General features: G+C 71.7%; 15 protein-coding genes. 10 read left to right on the top strand and 5 right to left on the bottom strand.

Features of this window, described 5'->3' with window-relative positions; all coding sequences use genetic code 11:
• Positions 1 to 324 precede the first annotated feature (324 nt).
• The 3 genes from ACQP0N_RS23290 to ACQP0N_RS23280 form a co-directional block, all read right to left on the bottom strand.
• Positions 325 to 675, bottom strand: a complete 351-nt coding sequence (locus ACQP0N_RS23290) for a DUF3140 domain-containing protein (RefSeq protein ID WP_355049553.1) — start codon at positions 673 to 675, stop codon at positions 325 to 327.
• Positions 662 to 880, bottom strand: coding sequence for a DUF2945 domain-containing protein (locus ACQP0N_RS23285; RefSeq protein WP_355049554.1), 219 nt, complete (start codon positions 878 to 880; stop codon positions 662 to 664). Before ACQP0N_RS23285 ends, ACQP0N_RS23290 begins: the two co-directional genes overlap by 14 nt.
• Before the next feature lie 103 nt (positions 881 to 983).
• Positions 984 to 1790, bottom strand: coding sequence for a class I SAM-dependent methyltransferase (locus tag ACQP0N_RS23280; protein ID WP_433114102.1), 807 nt, complete (start codon positions 1788 to 1790; stop codon positions 984 to 986).
• A 485-nt stretch (positions 1791 to 2275) separates the two neighbouring features.
• On the opposite strand from ACQP0N_RS23280, the gene rpsA reads away from it, so the two are divergent.
• The 3 genes from rpsA (at position 2276) to ACQP0N_RS23265 (ending at position 5345) form a co-directional block, all read left to right on the top strand.
• On the top strand, positions 2276 to 3775 hold the full coding sequence (gene rpsA / locus ACQP0N_RS23275; protein WP_355049556.1) for a 30S ribosomal protein S1: 1500 nt from the start codon (positions 2276 to 2278) through the stop codon (positions 3773 to 3775).
• 386 nt (positions 3776 to 4161) lie between these two features.
• Positions 4162 to 5169, top strand: a complete 1008-nt coding sequence (gene coaE, locus ACQP0N_RS23270; RefSeq protein ID WP_433114100.1) for a dephospho-CoA kinase — start codon at positions 4162 to 4164, stop codon at positions 5167 to 5169.
• Positions 5115 to 5345, top strand: a complete 231-nt coding sequence (locus ACQP0N_RS23265) for a GrpB family protein (RefSeq protein WP_433114098.1) — start codon at positions 5115 to 5117, stop codon at positions 5343 to 5345. The genes coaE and ACQP0N_RS23265 overlap by 55 nt, the downstream gene beginning before the upstream one ends.
• Positions 5346 to 5352: 7 nt before the next feature.
• Here ACQP0N_RS23265 and ACQP0N_RS23260 read toward each other — a convergent pair whose 3' ends face one another.
• On the bottom strand, positions 5353 to 6978 hold the full coding sequence (locus tag ACQP0N_RS23260) for a hypothetical protein (protein WP_433114096.1): 1626 nt from the start codon (positions 6976 to 6978) through the stop codon (positions 5353 to 5355).
• Positions 6979 to 7290: 312 nt separating this feature from the next.
• On the opposite strand from ACQP0N_RS23260, the gene uvrB reads away from it, so the two are divergent.
• The 4 genes from uvrB to ACQP0N_RS23240 all read left to right on the top strand — a co-directional run bounded on the left by uvrB (position 7291) and on the right by ACQP0N_RS23240 (position 12026).
• Entirely contained in the window at positions 7291 to 9399 is a 2109-nt protein-coding gene (uvrB, locus tag ACQP0N_RS23255; protein WP_355049559.1) for an excinuclease ABC subunit UvrB, read from the top strand.
• Positions 9400 to 9546: 147 nt separating this feature from the next.
• Positions 9547 to 10386 carry a helix-turn-helix domain-containing protein gene (locus ACQP0N_RS23250; RefSeq protein WP_433114094.1) on the top strand — a complete coding sequence of 280 codons (840 nt, stop codon included), beginning with the start codon at positions 9547 to 9549 and terminating at the stop codon, positions 10384 to 10386.
• 190 nt (positions 10387 to 10576) lie between these two features.
• Positions 10577 to 10945 carry a VOC family protein gene (locus ACQP0N_RS23245; RefSeq protein WP_433114092.1) on the top strand — a complete coding sequence of 123 codons (369 nt, stop codon included), beginning with the start codon at positions 10577 to 10579 and terminating at the stop codon, positions 10943 to 10945.
• 223 nt (positions 10946 to 11168) lie between these two features.
• Positions 11169 to 12026 (top strand): helix-turn-helix domain-containing protein, encoded by an 858-nt coding sequence (locus ACQP0N_RS23240; protein ID WP_433114090.1) that lies wholly within the window; start codon positions 11169 to 11171, stop codon positions 12024 to 12026.
• Positions 12027 to 12128: 102 nt separating this feature from the next.
• Here ACQP0N_RS23240 and ACQP0N_RS23235 read toward each other — a convergent pair whose 3' ends face one another.
• On the bottom strand, positions 12129 to 12422 hold the full coding sequence (locus tag ACQP0N_RS23235) for an antibiotic biosynthesis monooxygenase family protein (RefSeq protein WP_355049563.1): 294 nt from the start codon (positions 12420 to 12422) through the stop codon (positions 12129 to 12131).
• Between the two features lie 84 nt (positions 12423 to 12506).
• Between ACQP0N_RS23235 and pnuC the strand changes: the two genes are divergently transcribed.
• The 3 genes from pnuC to ACQP0N_RS23220 all read left to right on the top strand — a co-directional run bounded on the left by pnuC (position 12507) and on the right by ACQP0N_RS23220 (position 15546).
• Positions 12507 to 13163 (top strand): nicotinamide riboside transporter PnuC, encoded by a 657-nt coding sequence (pnuC, locus tag ACQP0N_RS23230; RefSeq protein WP_433114088.1) that lies wholly within the window; start codon positions 12507 to 12509, stop codon positions 13161 to 13163.
• Positions 13164 to 13168: 5 nt separating this feature from the next.
• Complete coding sequence (locus tag ACQP0N_RS23225; RefSeq protein WP_433121769.1) at positions 13169 to 14257, top strand: AAA family ATPase; 1089 nt, start codon at positions 13169 to 13171, stop codon at positions 14255 to 14257.
• A 290-nt stretch (positions 14258 to 14547) separates the two neighbouring features.
• Positions 14548 to 15546 (top strand): TerC family protein, encoded by a 999-nt coding sequence (locus ACQP0N_RS23220; protein WP_433114087.1) that lies wholly within the window; start codon positions 14548 to 14550, stop codon positions 15544 to 15546.
• Positions 15547 to 15576: the final 30 nt, after the last annotated feature.

Here is a 15576-nt window from a genome sequence, read left to right as displayed (position 1 = left end):
GCTCCGGGCGGTCAGGCTTGATCCCTGCGCGGGTCGGGCTGCCCCGGAACCCCTGACCCGGTAGGCGTAGTCCCGTCGCTGCCCGTCCGCTCTTGCACCCATACCCGTCGGGTTGCATGCTGCCCGTCCGCTCTCGCGGCACCCGCACCCGACGAGGTGGGCATGCGCGATGATCCACGCAACTTCGGGGAAAGTGCTGCATCCGGGAGGTCCGAGGCAGCAACTTCGCCGAAGTTGCGCGGATCTTGGTGGCACCTCGTGCGGATCTTGGTGGCACCTCGTGCGGATCCTGTGGCAGGGAGTCCGCGGAGCGGTCGGGGGCCGCTACTTCATCGGGTCGTGGCCCCAGTTCATGAGGGACCAGCGCCACTTCGTGTCGCGTACGTTGCCGGACGGGCGCTGCGCCATGTGCCGGCGGACGTAGCCGACCACCTTGCGCATGTGCTTGTAGTCCGCCTCCGAGAGGTCGGCGCGCTTGCGGCGGAGCAGGTTGATGATCTTCCGGCCGGACTCGTGCCCGACCGACTCGCCGCCACCGGTACGGCCACCCTTGTGCCAGCCGACCTGCTTCGACTCGTCGGTCTCCAGCCACGTCGACAGCTCGCCGGGCTTCATGTTCACCGCGTCGGTGAACTCCCGGTAGGTGTCCCGGCCCTGGTCGTCAGCTCTGCTCATGACGCAACGCCTCCGGGCGGTGGGCCACGTCGCGGCCCGTGCCGTCACTGCGGACCCGGTACTGCGGGTCGTCGGGGGCCGCGCTCACCGCCCGCCCGCGAATCCGCGTCCGCTCGGTGATCGTGCCCTGCACCACGCCGTACGCGCGGCTGCCGTGGGCCGACCAGGAGACACGGTCGCCCTGGTGGAATCTCTGTTCGGCCATGCCCCCGGCTACCCGACCCCGCCGGGGCGAAACGACTACGGCGTGATCTCGGCGATCGCAGCTTCATGTCGAGCGGATCGGGCGGGCAACGGGTGCGGCGCGCTCAGTCGGCGGGGCGTTCGGTGACGAAGATGGCGGTGCCGGGGAAGAGCCGTCCGCGCAGCGGGCTCCACTGCCCCCAGATGCCCTCGTGGCCCTCCGGCCACTCCGGCTCCACGAGGTCCAGCAGCCGGAACCCCGCGCCGACCAGTTCCCGGATCCGGTCACCGAGGGTCCGGTGCTGCTCGACGTAGGTCGCCACGCCGTTCTCGTCCTGCTCGACGTAGGGGGAGCGGTCGAAGTACGAGTGCACGGCCTTCAGCCCGCCCTCGCCGGGGTCGTCCAGGAAGATCCAGCGCATCGGGTGGGTCACCGAGAACACCCACCGGCCACCCGGGCGCAGCACCCGGTGCACCTCGGCGAGCAGGGCCGCCGAGTCGTCCACGAACGGGATCGCCCCGAACGCCGTGCAGGCCACGTCGAACGACCGGTCGGCGAAGGGCAGCGCGAGCGCGTCGGCCTGCAGCAGCGGGACGCGTACCCCGGTGGCCTCGGCCGCCTTGGCGGCGTGCCGCAACATGCCGGCGGACAGGTCGAAGGCGACCGGCCGCGCGCCCTGGGTGGCGAGCCAGCGGGCGGCCGCGGCGGCGCCGCAACCCACCTCGAGCACCCGTCGTCCCGAGACGTCGCCGAGCAGGTGGGCGTCCGCCTCGCGCAACCCCTCCGGGCACCAGACGAAGTCCACGTCGCCGAGGAACGCGCCGTGCTCGGCCTGGTAGTCGTCGGCGTCGGTGTCCCACCAGCCACGGTTGGCCCGCCTGACCTCGGCGTCACCCACGCCGCGCCGGGTCACCCGGCTGTCGTCATCCACCCGCTCACGCTAGGCCCCACCCACCCCGTTGGGTACGGCGGCGCGTCTACGATCTCCGGGAATCGGCGCGACGCGCCCGCTTGATCGACTCGGCTTCGGTGAAATCGGGGTCTCCGGGGCGACGGGATGGCCCGGTTTCCAGGAAGTCGAGTCGATCAAACCGCCCGTGACCAGCCGACGGCTGGGGCCGCTGTGACCTACGAGACAGGAGGGGTCGTTTCCGGGCGATTGTTCGGCTTTCGCAGGTCATCGCGCGGCGAGGAGGCGGGAGGGCTTGCACGCTGTGGTAATGCGCACGGTAGGCTAGACGATGCGCTCGCGGATCGCGTTGCCTCGGCAGGGAGCAGGTGCGCGGTCGTCGGAGCCACATCATGATCTCACTAGGCGATCGTTCGGTGTGCCCGGCGGCGGATCCGCTGGCGCGAACAGGTCACTGCGACACACCAGCCTGCTGTGACAACCCACCGACCGGAGCAACCGCCCACATGACGAGCAGCATCGAGGCCCCCTCGAGCGCCACCCGGGTCACCCACGACGATCTCGGTTCCGAGGAGGCTTTCCTCGCCGCGATCGACGAGACCATCAAGTACTTCAACGACGGCGACATTGTCGAAGGCACCGTCGTCAAGGTCGATCGGGACGAGGTCCTGCTCGACATCGGCTACAAGACCGAGGGTGTCATCCCCTCTCGTGAGTTGTCGATCAAGCACGACGTGGACCCCGCCGAGGTTGTGACGGTTGGTGACCACATCGAGGCCCTGGTCCTCCAGAAGGAGGACAAGGAGGGGCGTCTGATCCTCTCCAAGAAGCGGGCGCAGTACGAGCGGGCCTGGGGCACGATCGAGAAGATCAAGGACGAGGACGGCGTCGTCCGCGGCTCTGTCATCGAGGTCGTCAAGGGTGGTCTCATCCTCGACATCGGCCTGCGCGGCTTCCTGCCCGCGTCCCTGGTCGAGATGCGGCGCGTGCGTGACCTGCAGCCGTACGTCGGGCGTGAGCTCGAAGCCAAGATCATCGAGCTGGACAAGAACCGCAACAACGTGGTGCTGTCCCGCCGTGCCTGGCTCGAGCAGACGCAGTCCGAGGTGCGCACCGAGTTCCTCAACAAGCTGCAGAAGGGCCAGGTCCGCAAGGGCGTCGTGTCCTCGATCGTCAACTTCGGCGCGTTCGTGGACCTCGGCGGCGTCGACGGTCTGGTGCACGTCTCCGAGCTGTCCTGGAAGCACATCGACCACCCGTCCGAGGTCGTCGAGGTGGGCCAGGAGGTCGAGGTCGAGGTTCTGGACGTCGACCTGGACCGCGAGCGCGTCTCCCTGTCGCTGAAGGCGACGCAGGAGGACCCGTGGCGGCAGTTCGCCCGCACCCACGCGATCCAGCAGATCGTGCCGGGTAAGGTCACCAAGCTGGTTCCGTTCGGTGCGTTCGTCCGCGTGGACGACGGCATCGAGGGCCTGGTCCACATCTCCGAGCTGGCCGAGCGCCACGTGGAGATCCCGGAGCAGGTCGTCCAGGTCGGCTCCGAGGTCATGGTCAAGGTCATCGACATCGACCTCGAGCGTCGCCGGATCTCCCTGTCGCTCAAGCAGGCCAACGAGGGCTTCGTCGAGGGCGAGGAGCACTTCGACCCGACCCTCTACGGCATGGCCGCGACGTACGACACCGAGGGCAACTACATCTACCCGGAGGGCTTCGACCCGGAGACGGGCGAGTGGCTCGAGGGGTACGACAAGCAGCGCGAGACCTGGGAGAACCAGTACGCCGAGGCCCGTCAGCGTTGGGAGGCCCACACCAAGCAGGTGCAGACCTCTCGCGCCGCCGACGCCGAGGCCGCTGCCAACCCGGCCCCCGCTGTCCCGGCTGCCAGTGGCGGCACCACCTCCTCGTCCAGCCCGGCCCCGAGCCGGCAGAACGAGGAGCCGGCCGGCACCCTGGCCACCGACGAGGCGCTCGCCGCTCTGCGGGAGAAGCTCGCCGGCGGTAAGTGACCCGCTGAACGACGGCAGGCCCCGTCTCCCGCGATCCTCGGATCGCCGGAGGCGGGGCCTTCGCCATGTGCTCAGCACGCGGTTGTCGCGCGTGGTCACGGCGGCGTCGCCCGGGGCGGGCTAACGGCCACCTCGCGTCGACCTCGGGTCGGAGTCGCTGAGGGCCGGGGCCAGGGGCCGGGGCACCGACCAGGTCCCACCTACCACCTTGCGTCCTTTGCTCTGCTTCAACGGAGGAAACGGCCGGTGTCCGATTACCGGACGGCAGGTGTCTCCTGGGCTGAAGCAGAGCAAAGGACGCGCGTGAGAGGTCGGGTCCCCCTCAACGGGTTGATCGCGGGCTGGGCGTGTTTGGCGGACGAGCCGCCATCCGGTTGACTGTTCTGGTGCTGAGGGTGGGTTTGACCGGCGGGATCGGGTCGGGCAAGAGCGCGGTGGCCGCGCGGTTGGTGGAGTTGGGCGCTGTGCTCGTCGACGCCGACCAGGTCGCCCGGGAGGTCGTTGCGCCGGGCACCGAGGGCCTCGCGGAGATCGTCGCCACCTTCTCCGCTGGGGTGCTGGACGCCGACGGCGCGCTGGACCGCGCCGCGCTGGGCGCCCTGGTGTTCTCCGACGAGGCCGCCCGCCGCCGGCTGGAGGCGATCACCCACCCGCGGGTACGGGCGCGTACCGCCGAGCTGGTCGCGGCGGCGGCGCCGGACGCGATCGTCGTCAACGACGTGCCGCTGCTGGTGGAGGTGGGGCTCGCGCCGACGTACCACCTGGTGGTCGTGGTGCAGACGGCCGTGCCGACCCGGCTGGAGCGACTGACGCGCGACCGGGGTATGGCCCGCGCGGAGGCCGAGCGGCGGATCGCCGCGCAGGCCGACGACGATCGCCGGCGGGCGGTCGCCGACGTGGTGGTGATCAACGACGGCAGTCTGGCGGCGCTGCACGACGCCGTGGACACGCTGTGGCGGCAGCGGCTGCGACCCTACGAGCACAACCTGCGGCAGCGGCGGGTCGCGTCGCCGCCCGCGCGCGACGACGCGGCGGAGGCCGACGCGAGCTGGCCCGAGCAGTACGCGCGGTTGGCCGCCCGGATCCGCCACGCGGTCGCCCCGGCGGATCTGCGGATCGACCACATCGGTGCGACGGCGGTGCCCGGGTTGGCCGCCGACGACATCATCGACGTGCAGCTCGCCGTGCCCAGCCTCGCGGACGCCGACGGGCCGCTGGCCGAGCGGCTGGCGGGCGCGGGGTTCCCCGGGTCCCGGGGCACTGGTGGGACGATCCGCGTCCGGCCGGCCGGGGGCGGTGGGAGAAGCGGCTGCACGGCAGCGCCGACCCCGGTCGCCCGGTGCGGCTGCACGTACGGGCGGCGGACTCGCCCGGCTGGCGGTACGCGCTGCTGATGCGGGACTACCTGCGCGCCGACCCGGATCGACGGGCGGCGTATCTGCTGCTCAAGCGCGATCTGGTGGACGCGGCGCCGCACGTCGCCGATTCCGGCACGGCCCGCGACCCGTGGTTCGACGAGGAGTACCTGCGGACCGAGCAGTGGGCCGCGCAGACCGACTGGCGGCCCTGACCCCCGGTCAGCGTGTTCCGCGCGGTCGACCGGCGGCGCGCGGTGGCGGCGGGAGGCGGGGCACCACGGCGGGGGAAAGGTCCAGCTGGGCCCACGCGCCGGGGCCGGTACACAGCTCCACCCGGCGCAGCAACCCGTCCCGGTCGATCCAGTAGCGCAGCCGCGCGGCGCCTCTGCGGAACTCCACGACGTCCACCGTCCGCCCGTCGGCGAGGTCCTCACGGACGCGCACGGGGGCGGCACGCCGTGCCGCCGGGTCGGCGGCGGCCACCGCCGCGTCGACCAGCAGGTCCAGGTCGTCGCGGGCGGACCGGCTGGTCCGCCACGTGCCGGCGGGGACCGGGAACGGCGGCCGACCGGGCGTCTCGGCCGTGCCACCACCACCGGCGTCGGCGGGCACGTCCGTACGGGACAGGCCGGCGGCGTCGCGGTGCAGGAGGGTCCGGCGATCGGGTACGCCCAGGTCGGCGACCGCCACATAGGCGGTACGGGCGGACCAGCCCAACCAACCGGCGCCCCGCAGGTTGACCTCGACGCCCACCGGCGCGGCCAGCGTCAGCGTGGCGCCGCCCTGGCCGCGCAGCCGGGCCGGCAGCGCGTCCCACCGCCGCTGCTCGGCCTCCGTGAGCGCCCGGGGCAGGCCGGGTCGACCGCCGAGCGCGTCCACCGGATGCAGCGTGGGGCGGTCGATCCGGTCGAGGAGCACCGTGAGCGGCCCGACACCGGGCAGACGGGTCACCAGCTTGTGTAGTCGGCCGTCCCGGTCGAGCCAGTACCGGGCCGCGGGGCTGCTGGCCGCCGCCGTGCCGGCCCCGGTGCTGGCCTGTGCCGCGGTGCTGGCGGCTGCCGCGGTGCTGGCCTGTGCCGCGGTGCTGGCGGCGGTGGGCGGCGCGGCGGCCAGCGACGCCTGGAGGACGTCCAGCGTCCCGTCCGCGACCACCTCCTGGGCGATCCAGCGCGCGTCACCGGCGGTCGGGATGGGGTCCGGGCGGTCGGCGGCGAGGCCGAGGAGCAGGTCGAGGACCGACGCCAGGCGCGTGCCGGGTGTCAGGTGACGCAGCCGCCAGCGGTCCGTCGGCGGCACCAGCGGAGGCGCGGCCGGGGTGGGCACGGCCGTAGGGTCCGGCCGGACCACCAGGACCGGGCCGGCGCTCTGCACCAGGCCCCGGTCGGTGCCCGCCCCCGGCCCGCCGACGTCCAGGTAGAGCAGGGCACGAGACCAGTCCACCCAGCCCACCAGCTCGGTACGGGCAGCGCCCTCGCCGGCGGTGACGCGTACACCGGCGCGCAGGTCCCGCAGGTTGGTGACCCGCATCGCGGCCAGCCGCTCGGCCTCGGCGATGGTCAGCGGCCGGGCCGGCGCGGGTGGGTCGGGCGTCCAACTCAGCAGCCCGAGCACCAGCGCCGCCGCCGACGTCACGGCGGTCAGGGCGAGCAGGAGCAGCAGCGTACGGCGGCGTCGGCTGGCCCGGGCCGACCCGACGCCGCGGCCGGTACCGCCGACGGGGGTGCTCTGGTCCCTGACCTCGGCACGGCTGGGTCGGCCGTCCCTGACACCGTGCCGAGCCCTGCGGTCCGCGGTGCCGGCCCGGGTGGTGTCGGGTGAGGGCGCCGGGGCTTCAGAGGTGTCCACGGATGTGAAACGGGTGGGACGGCATCGGGTGACGAGCCCGGAGTGCGGAGCAGGGGCGCTCGCGGCGGCCGGTCTGCGCCGTGAGCGCGACCACACGGGTGCGCACGCCGGACGAGCCGGGTGCTGCGACCGCTGTGCCGGGGGCGGCCGGCCGGAATGACGGCCTGGCCACCGGCCCGGTCGGCCGCCGCGAGCGGCCTACACGAAGAGGGTAGTCCCGGTGACATGCGCCACACAATGGGAATATTGAAGCCGATCACGTACCCTGCGCGACGGCCGAACATGTCGGACCTGCGGCGTACCGTTGATGTCATGGCGCTCGACATTCCTCGGCTCGACGGCCGCTTCCAGGTCGTCAGCGACTACCAGCCGGCCGGCGACCAGCCGGCTGCCATCGACGATCTTGAGCGCCGGGTGCGGCGCGGCGACCGGACCTCGGTGCTCCTCGGCGCGACCGGCACCGGCAAGAGCGCCACCACCGCGTGGCTCATCGAGCGGCTGCAGCGCCCGACCCTGGTGCTCGCCCCGAACAAGACGCTCTGCGCGCAGCTCGCCAAGGAGTTCAGCGAGCTGATGCCGCACAACGCGGTCGAGTACTTCGTGTCGTACTACGACTACTACCAGCCCGAGGCGTACATCCCGCAGACCGACACCTACATCGAGAAGGACTCCTCGATCAACGAGGAGGTCGAGCGGCTGCGGCACTCGGCGACGATGTCGCTGCTCACCCGCCGTGACGTGATCGTGGTCGCCACCGTCTCGGCGATCTACGGCCTGGGCACCCCGGAGGAGTACCTGGACCGGGCGGTCAAGGTGAAGGTCGGTCAGGATCTCGACCGCGACCAGTTGCTGCGCCGGCTCGTCGACATCCAGTACACGCGCAACGACATGGCCTTCCAGCGGGGCACGTTCCGGGTCCGCGGTGACACGTTGGAGATCATCCCGGCGTACGAGGAGTTGGCGGTCCGCATCGAGCTGTTCGGCGACGAGGTGGAGAAGCTCTACTACCTCAACCCGTTGACCGGTGACGTGGTCCGCGAGGTCGACCAGTTGGTGATCTTCCCGGCGACGCACTACGCGGCGGGCCCGGAGCGGATGGAGCGGGCCATCCGCGACATCGAGGCGGAGCTGGCCGAGCGGCTGGCCGAGCTGGAGCGCCAGGGCAAGCTGCTGGAGGCGCAGCGACTGCGGATGCGCACGACGTACGACATCGAGATGATGCGCCAGGTGGGCTTCTGCTCCGGCATCGAGAACTACTCGATGCACATGGACGGGCGGCTGCCCGGCAGCCCACCGCACTGCCTGCTCGACTACTTCCCGGACGACTTCCTCACCGTGGTCGACGAGTCGCACGTGACGATCCCACAGATCGGCAGCATGTACGAGGGTGACGCCTCCCGTAAGCGGATGCTCATCGACCACGGGTTCCGGCTGCCGAGCGCCGCCGACAACCGGCCGCTGCGCTTCGACGAGTTCCTGGAGCGGGTCGGTCAGATGGTCTGCCTCTCCGCGACCCCCGGCACGTGGGAGTTGGAGCAGGCCCAGGGCGAGTTCGTCGAGCAGGTCATCCGCCCCACCGGTCTGGTCGACCCACAGGTCGTGATCAAGCCGACCAAGGGCCAGATCGACGACCTCATGCACGAGATCAAACTGCGGACCGACCGTGACGAGCGGGTGCTCGTCACGACGCTGACCAAGAAGATGGCCGAGGACCTGTCGGACTACCTGCTGGAGAACGGCGTCCGGGTGCGCTACCTGCACTCGGAGGTCGACACGCTGCGCCGGGTCGAGTTGCTGCGTGAGCTGCGCAAGGGCGAGTACGACGTGCTGGTCGGCATCAACCTGCTCCGTGAGGGCCTGGACCTGCCCGAGGTGTCACTGGTGGCGATCCTGGACGCCGACAAGGAGGGCTTCCTGCGCAGTGGCCGGTCGCTGATCCAGACCATCGGGCGGGCCGCCCGTAACGTCTCGGGCCAGGTGCACATGTACGCCGACAAGATCACCCCGTCGATGGCGGCGGCGATCGACGAGACCGACCGGCGTCGCGCCAAGCAGATCGCGCACAACGAGGCGCACGGCATCAGTCCGGAGCCGCTGCGCAAGAAGATCCACGACATCCTGGACGACATCTACCGCGAGGCGGAGGACACCGAGAACTCCCGGGTCGGCGGTGCGGTCCGCCAGCTCTCCCGGGGCAAGGCGCCGGTCAAGGAGACGCGCAGTCGCAGCCGGTCGACCGCCGCCACCACGTCGCGGGAGGGGATGGCCCGCGCCGACCTCGCCCAGCTCATCCAGGAGCTCAACGACCAGATGCTGGCCGCCGCCCGTGAGCTGCAGTTCGAGCTGGCGGCGCGGATCCGCGACGAGGTCGCCGACCTGAAGAAGGAGCTACGCGGGATGGACGCCGCCGGGGTGAAGTGAGCGCGCGTTGTGGTGTGGAGCGCCCGGCAGCCGCTCGCGGTTGGTCTCCGTGCCGAGCTGGTCACCCTTGACCGGCATGGGCGGGCGGTCTCGGCCACGCGCCGGGTGGGTGGTTCGTGCGGCGAGCGGGAAGGGCGGTCGGGTGCGATGACGCCGATCGACGACGAACTGGTCCTCGGGGTGCCCGAGATCCGTCTGCGTCCGTTCGTCGACCGGTACATCGGCTACCGGGAACGCGCGGACGTCCCCCTGGTCCGCCGGGAGACCGCAGGTGCCTTCGTGGTGCTGATCCTGGGATGGGGTGCGCCGCTGGACGTGGCCGATCCGCGTAGCGCCGAGCGTGGGGTCGAGCGGGTGGACTCGTTCGTGGCCGGCACCTTCGACGGCTGGTGCACTACCCGCACGGTGGGCGTGGGGGAGGGCGTGGAGCTGCTGCTGACCCCGCTGACCGCCCGGCGCGTCCTCGGCCTGCCGCTCGCCGAGCTGACGAACCGGGCAGTCGGCCTCGGGCACCTCCCCGGTCGCTGGCTCGAGCAGCTACGGCACCAGCTGGCCGACGCCGGGGGCTGGAGGCAGCGCTTCGCGCTCCTGGACGCGGCACTCGCCGACCGCCTGGCGGCGTCCCCACCCGTCGACGCCCGCCTCGACTGGGCCTGGCGATGGCTCACGGCGAGCGGTGGGCGCGGCGCTGTCGGCGAGCTCGCCGCCGAGCTGGGGTGGAGCCGGCGACATCTGGCGGCCCGGTTCCGGGAGGACGTCGGCCTGCCACCGAAGACGGCGGCCCGGTTGATGCGCTTCCAACACGCGCGCGCGGCGCTGCGCGATGCCGCCGCGACCGGATCGCCGCCCGGACGTGGACGGGCCGTCGACTGGGCCGAGGTGGCCGTCCGATGTGGCTACTACGACCAGTCGCACCTCATCCGGGACTTCCACCAGTTCGCCGGCGCCACACCGGCGGCGCTGCTCGCCGCACCCTCAGCCGTCTGAGGTGGGACGCCAGCGGGCGCAATCGACTCGGGTTCAGGGAAGTGGGGGCGTCCTGAGCGCGCCGACAGCCCGGTTTGCGGGAACCGGTGGGTCGGGCCGGCCCCAGCGCGGCGATCCCGGCGCAGGTTGGGCTGCCCCGGGTCACATTCGTCCAATCCGGGGGTCGACTCCGGGTCGGAGACTTGTCGCTATGCGAACCGTCTATCCGATCCTCCGCTATCCCGATCCCCGCGCCGCGATCGACTGGCTCTGGTCGGCGTTCGGCTTTCAGGTGCACGCCGTGCACGAGGCGCCGGACGGCACGGTCGCCCACGCCGAGCTCGTCCTCGACACCGGCATGATCATGCTGGGTCCTCGGGTGGGCCCGGCGTCTCCGGCGGCCGAGGACGACTGGTCCGTCTACGTGGCCGTGCCCGACGTCGACGCCCACTGCGCCCAAGCGCGTGCCGCCGGAGCGGACATCACCCGGGAACCGTTCGACACCGACTACGGGTCCCGCGACTACGCCGCCCGTGACCTCGCCGGCATCCACTGGTCGTTCGGCACCTACCGGCCCTGAGCCACCTACCGGCCCTGAGCCACCTACCGGCCCTGAGCCACCTACCGGCCCTGAGCCGAGTTCCGGCTCGACCGCGCCTACCGGCCTGAGCCCTGAACAGGGAAGGGAGGCTTCGACGGCCTCGGATTCCCCCGCATGGCGCGACCGCCTCAGTTGCGGTGCGCCACCGCGCTATTGCACTGGGTGATCGTCCTGCGTACGCTCCCTCGATGGGGAGGCGGGGATGCCGTTGCCAACAAGTCCTGTCATTCGACGCGCGCGCCTCGGCGCTGAGCTGCGTCAGCTACGCCGGCGCGAGGCGCTGACCCTGGAACAGGTCTGCGACCGGTTGGGCTGGGCCTCGACGTCGAAGCTGTCCCGCATCGAGCTGGGGCAGAGCCGTCCGGATCTCGCCGACGTGCTGGATCTGCTCGACGTCTACCAGGTGCCCGGCCCGGTCCGGGACGCGTTGATCGTCATCGCGCGCGACGCGGCCACCAGTCGCGGCTGGTGGAAGGCGCTCGGTGAGATGAGTGAACGGCAGCGCGTGTACGCCGAGCTGGAGGCGGGCGCGGCCGACATCGTCGAGTACCAGCCGGCGCTCGTACCGGGGCTGCTCCAGACGGCGGCGTACGCGCGCTCGCGGGTCGCCGCCGGTGTCCTGCTCACGCCTGAGGTCGACGTGGAGGCCGAGGTGCGGGCCCGGGCGCTGCGGCAGGAGGTGCTGCGCCGGGCCGACCCGCCGCGCTACACGGCGGTGCTCGCCGAGGCGGTGTGCGACCAGGGCGACCTGCCGGTCGACGTCTGGCGGGAGCAGCTACGGCACCTCGTGGCGGTGACCGGGCTGACGCACGTGACGGTGCGGTTGCTGCCACGCGGGCTGGCCGGCGGCGGGCTGCACCCGCTCACGCCGTACTCCTGGTATGCCTTTCCCGACCCGGCGGACCCGCGGACGGTGATGCTGGAGGCGTTGACCACCGACGTGCGCCTGGCGACGGTGCTCGACGTCGACAGGTACGAGCGGATGACCGAGGCGCTGCTGGCGTCGGCGCTGTCACCGGAGGAGTCGGTCACCGTCCTGGCCCGCCGCGTCGGGCAGTAGGACTCGCCCGCGCGGCCACCGGGCCCGGCGCCCCCGAGCCCGTCGGGACCGGCGACCCGCGCGTGCGGGAGGCACGGTAACCCCGGGGTACGACAGGTCCACTCAGGCCGGTACGTCGAGGAAGTGCTCGACCAGCGGCGGTCCGGCGAAGTGCGGCCCGATGAGCGCGCGCCACTGCGCGAACCGGTCGGTGTCCCGGAAGTTCTTCTCGTGGGCCTCGACCGAGTCCCACTCGACGAGCAGCACGAACCGGGTGGGCGACTCGATGCCCCGGGTCATCCGCACCGAGCGGCAGCCGGGCGTCCCGGCCAGCACCGGGTGACCCTCGGCGTACGCGGCGGCGAACGCGTCCTCGTGTCCGGGCAGTACGTCGATCAGCGCGACCTCAAGCACCATGTCGGAAAGCCTCCCACGGCCCCGGGTCGTGCGGGTGCCGCGGGGTCTGTTCCGCCGTCGACACACGTCCTAAGGTCTGACGACATGATCATCGACTGGCTTACCGGTACCGCGTTCCGGGTCGGGGGCGTCGGCACGACCTGGGCGGAGCTGCTGGGGTTCGCCACCGGAGTGCTCAACGTGTGGCTGGTAGCCCGGCAGCGCATCGCCAACTGGCCGATCGGCATCGCCAACGTGCTGCTGCTCATGCTGCTGTTCTGGACGGCCGGGCTGTACGCCGACGCCGGGCTCCAGGTCGTGTACGTGGCGCTCGGCTGTTACGGCTGGTGGCACTGGTTGTTCGGCGGCGAACGCCGGACCCGGCTGACGGTGAGCCGGACCGGCCGGCGGGAGTGGGTGGGGCTGGCGGTCGCGGGTGTGCTGCTCACCGGCGGGCTCTGGGTCCTGCTGGACCGGGTCACCGACTCGACGGTGCCGCTGCCGGACGCGCTGACGACGGCGCTGTCCCTGCTGGCGACGTACGGGCAGACCCGCAAGCGGGTGGAGAGTTGGTGGCTCTGGATCGCGGCCGACCTGATCTACATCCCGCTGTACGCCTACAAGGGGCTGCACCTGACGGCCGTGCTGTACCTGGTCTTCCTCGCGCTGTGCGTGGTCGGGTTGCGGGCCTGGCGGGCCGATGAGCGCCGACTCGACCGGGCCACCCCGGCGCCGTCCGGCCCGGCCCCGGTGACCGCGTGAGCGAGATGACGCAGGCGCGGCGCCCCGAGTTCGGGCACGGGATGGTGGTGGGGAAGTTCTATCCGCCGCACGCCGGGCACCATGCCCTGATCGCGGCGGCGGCCGCCCGCTGCGCCACCGTCACGGTGGTGGTGGCGCCGTCACGCCGGGAGTCCATCCCGCTCGCGGCCCGGCTGGACTGGCTGCGCGAGGCGCACGCGGACACACCGTGGGTCCGGTTCGTCGGCCGGTACGACGACCACCCGGTGGACTACGACGACCCGGCGGTCTGGGATGCGCACTGCGCGGTGTTCCGCGAGGCGGTCGGACCGGAGCAGGTGGACGCCGTCTTCTCGTCCGAGGCGTACGGAACGGAGTTGGCCCGCCGTTTCGGGGCCGTACCCGTGTCGGTCGATTCGGATCGGCGGACCGTGCCGGTCTCCGGGACGGCGGTCCGCGCGGACCCGGCGGGTCACTGGCGGTGGCTGAGCCCGCCGGTGCGGGCCGCTCTCGTGCGGCGGGTGGTGGTGGTCGGCGCCGAGTCGACGGGCACCACCACGATGGCCGAGGCGCTCGCCGCGCACTACGGCACGGTCTGGGTTCCCGAGTACGGCCGGGAGTTGACGGCCCGCAAGCTCGCCCGGCTGCGGGAGCGCTCGCCCGAGGCGACGATCTTCGATGTCGTCTGGGACCGGGAGGACTTTCGCGAGGTGGTCCGCGAGCAGCAGGCGGCCGAGGACGCGGCGGCCCGGTCGTCGGGGCCGTTGCTGTTCTGCGACACCGACGCGCGGGCCACCGCGGTCTGGGAGGAGCGCTACCTGGGTAGCGCGTCGCCGCAGGTGCGGGCGGCGGCGCGCCGGCCGGCGCGGTACCTGCTGACCGATCACCGGGGCGTCCCGTTCGCCGACGACGGGTTGCGCGACGGTGAGCACCTGCGCGCCTGGATGACCGACCGGTTCCGCGACGAGTTGGCCGGGTCGGGGGTGCCGGTCGTGGAGTTGACCGGGTCGCACGCCGAGCGGCTGGCACGGGCCGTGCGGGTCTGCGACGACCTGCTGGCGTCCGGCTGGTCGTTCACCGACCCGATCAGCGCACCCGACACGCTAGCCTCCTAGGACGATCAAGAGAGTGTGTTGATGGGTACCCCATGCCCCAGGTGTGATCACGGCGCGTGGTGGGCAACAATGGTCCGCGAGGAGGGGAGTATTCCCCCGCGACGAAGTCGTCAGCACGGACGATCGCCGGATTCTCGGCGACCGACCCGGCTCCGTCGGTCTCCGTCCCGTTCGCGGGTCGGGGGCGGAAGAGACCTCCGACAGTCACCAGAGTGAGCGACAGCGGCACGCCGGCCCCGTCAGGGGCGTACGGTGTGCCCGACGCCGCGTGTCTGCCGGAGGAATGAACGTTGGACGTGTCCGGATTGGTGTGGGCGGGGACCCTCGTCGCACTGTCTGCGGTGCTGCTCGTCGATCTGCTGATCATCGGTCGACGCCCGCACGAGCCGAGCGTGCGCGAGTCGAGCCTCTGGGTCGCCTTCTACGTCGGCCTCGCCCTGCTCTTCGGCGCCGGTGTCTGGCTGGCCTCCGGGGCCAGCGCGGCGGGGCAGTTCTACACCGGTTGGCTCACCGAGTACAGCCTCTCGGTGGACAACCTGTTCGTCTTCGTCATCATCATGGCCCGGTTCGGGGTGCCCCGGCAGTACCAGCAGAAGGTGCTGCTCATCGGCATCGTGCTGGCATTGGTGATGCGTGGCGGGTTCATCGCCGCCGGAGCGGCGTTGATCTCGCAGTTCTCCTGGGTCTTCTACATCTTCGGCGCGTTCCTCATCTACACGGCGATCAACCTGGCCCGCCAGGGTGAGCCGGACGAGGACGAGTTCTCCGAGAACCTCCTGATCCGGTGGAGCCGCCGGGCGCTGCCGATCTCCAAGGGCTACGACGACGCGAAGCTGACGACCCACGAGAACGGGCGACGGCTGTTCACGCCGATGCTGATCGTGATGATCGCGATCGGCACCACCGATTTGATCTTCGCGCTGGACTCGATTCCGGCGATCTTCGGCATCACGCAGGAGCCGTACCTGGTCTTCACCGCGAACGTGTTCGCGCTGATGGGTCTGCGTCAGCTCTACTTCCTGCTCGGCGGCCTGCTCGACCGGTTGATCTATCTGAGCTACGGACTGGCCGTCGTCCTGGGCTTCATCGGCGTCAAACTCGTGTTGGAGGCGCTGGCCGACAACAACCTGCCGTTCATCAACGGCGGGGAGCACGTCGGCTGGGCGCCGCACATCCCGATCTGGCTGTCCCTGCTGGTCATCATCGGCACGCTGGGTGTCGCCACCGTCGCCAGCCTGGTCAAGTCCGCCCGGGACCGGCGACGCGAGCTGGCCGAGGCCCGACGCTGAGCTCCGGGCCGGGCACCGCGACGGGCCGGC

It is taken from the genome of Micromonospora sp. CA-246542 (assembly GCF_050942905.1).
Lineage (GTDB): Bacteria > Actinomycetota > Actinomycetes > Mycobacteriales > Micromonosporaceae > Micromonospora.
The sequence above is the reverse complement of the archived record's forward strand: the minus strand, read 5'-3'. Positions and strand labels throughout refer to the sequence as shown.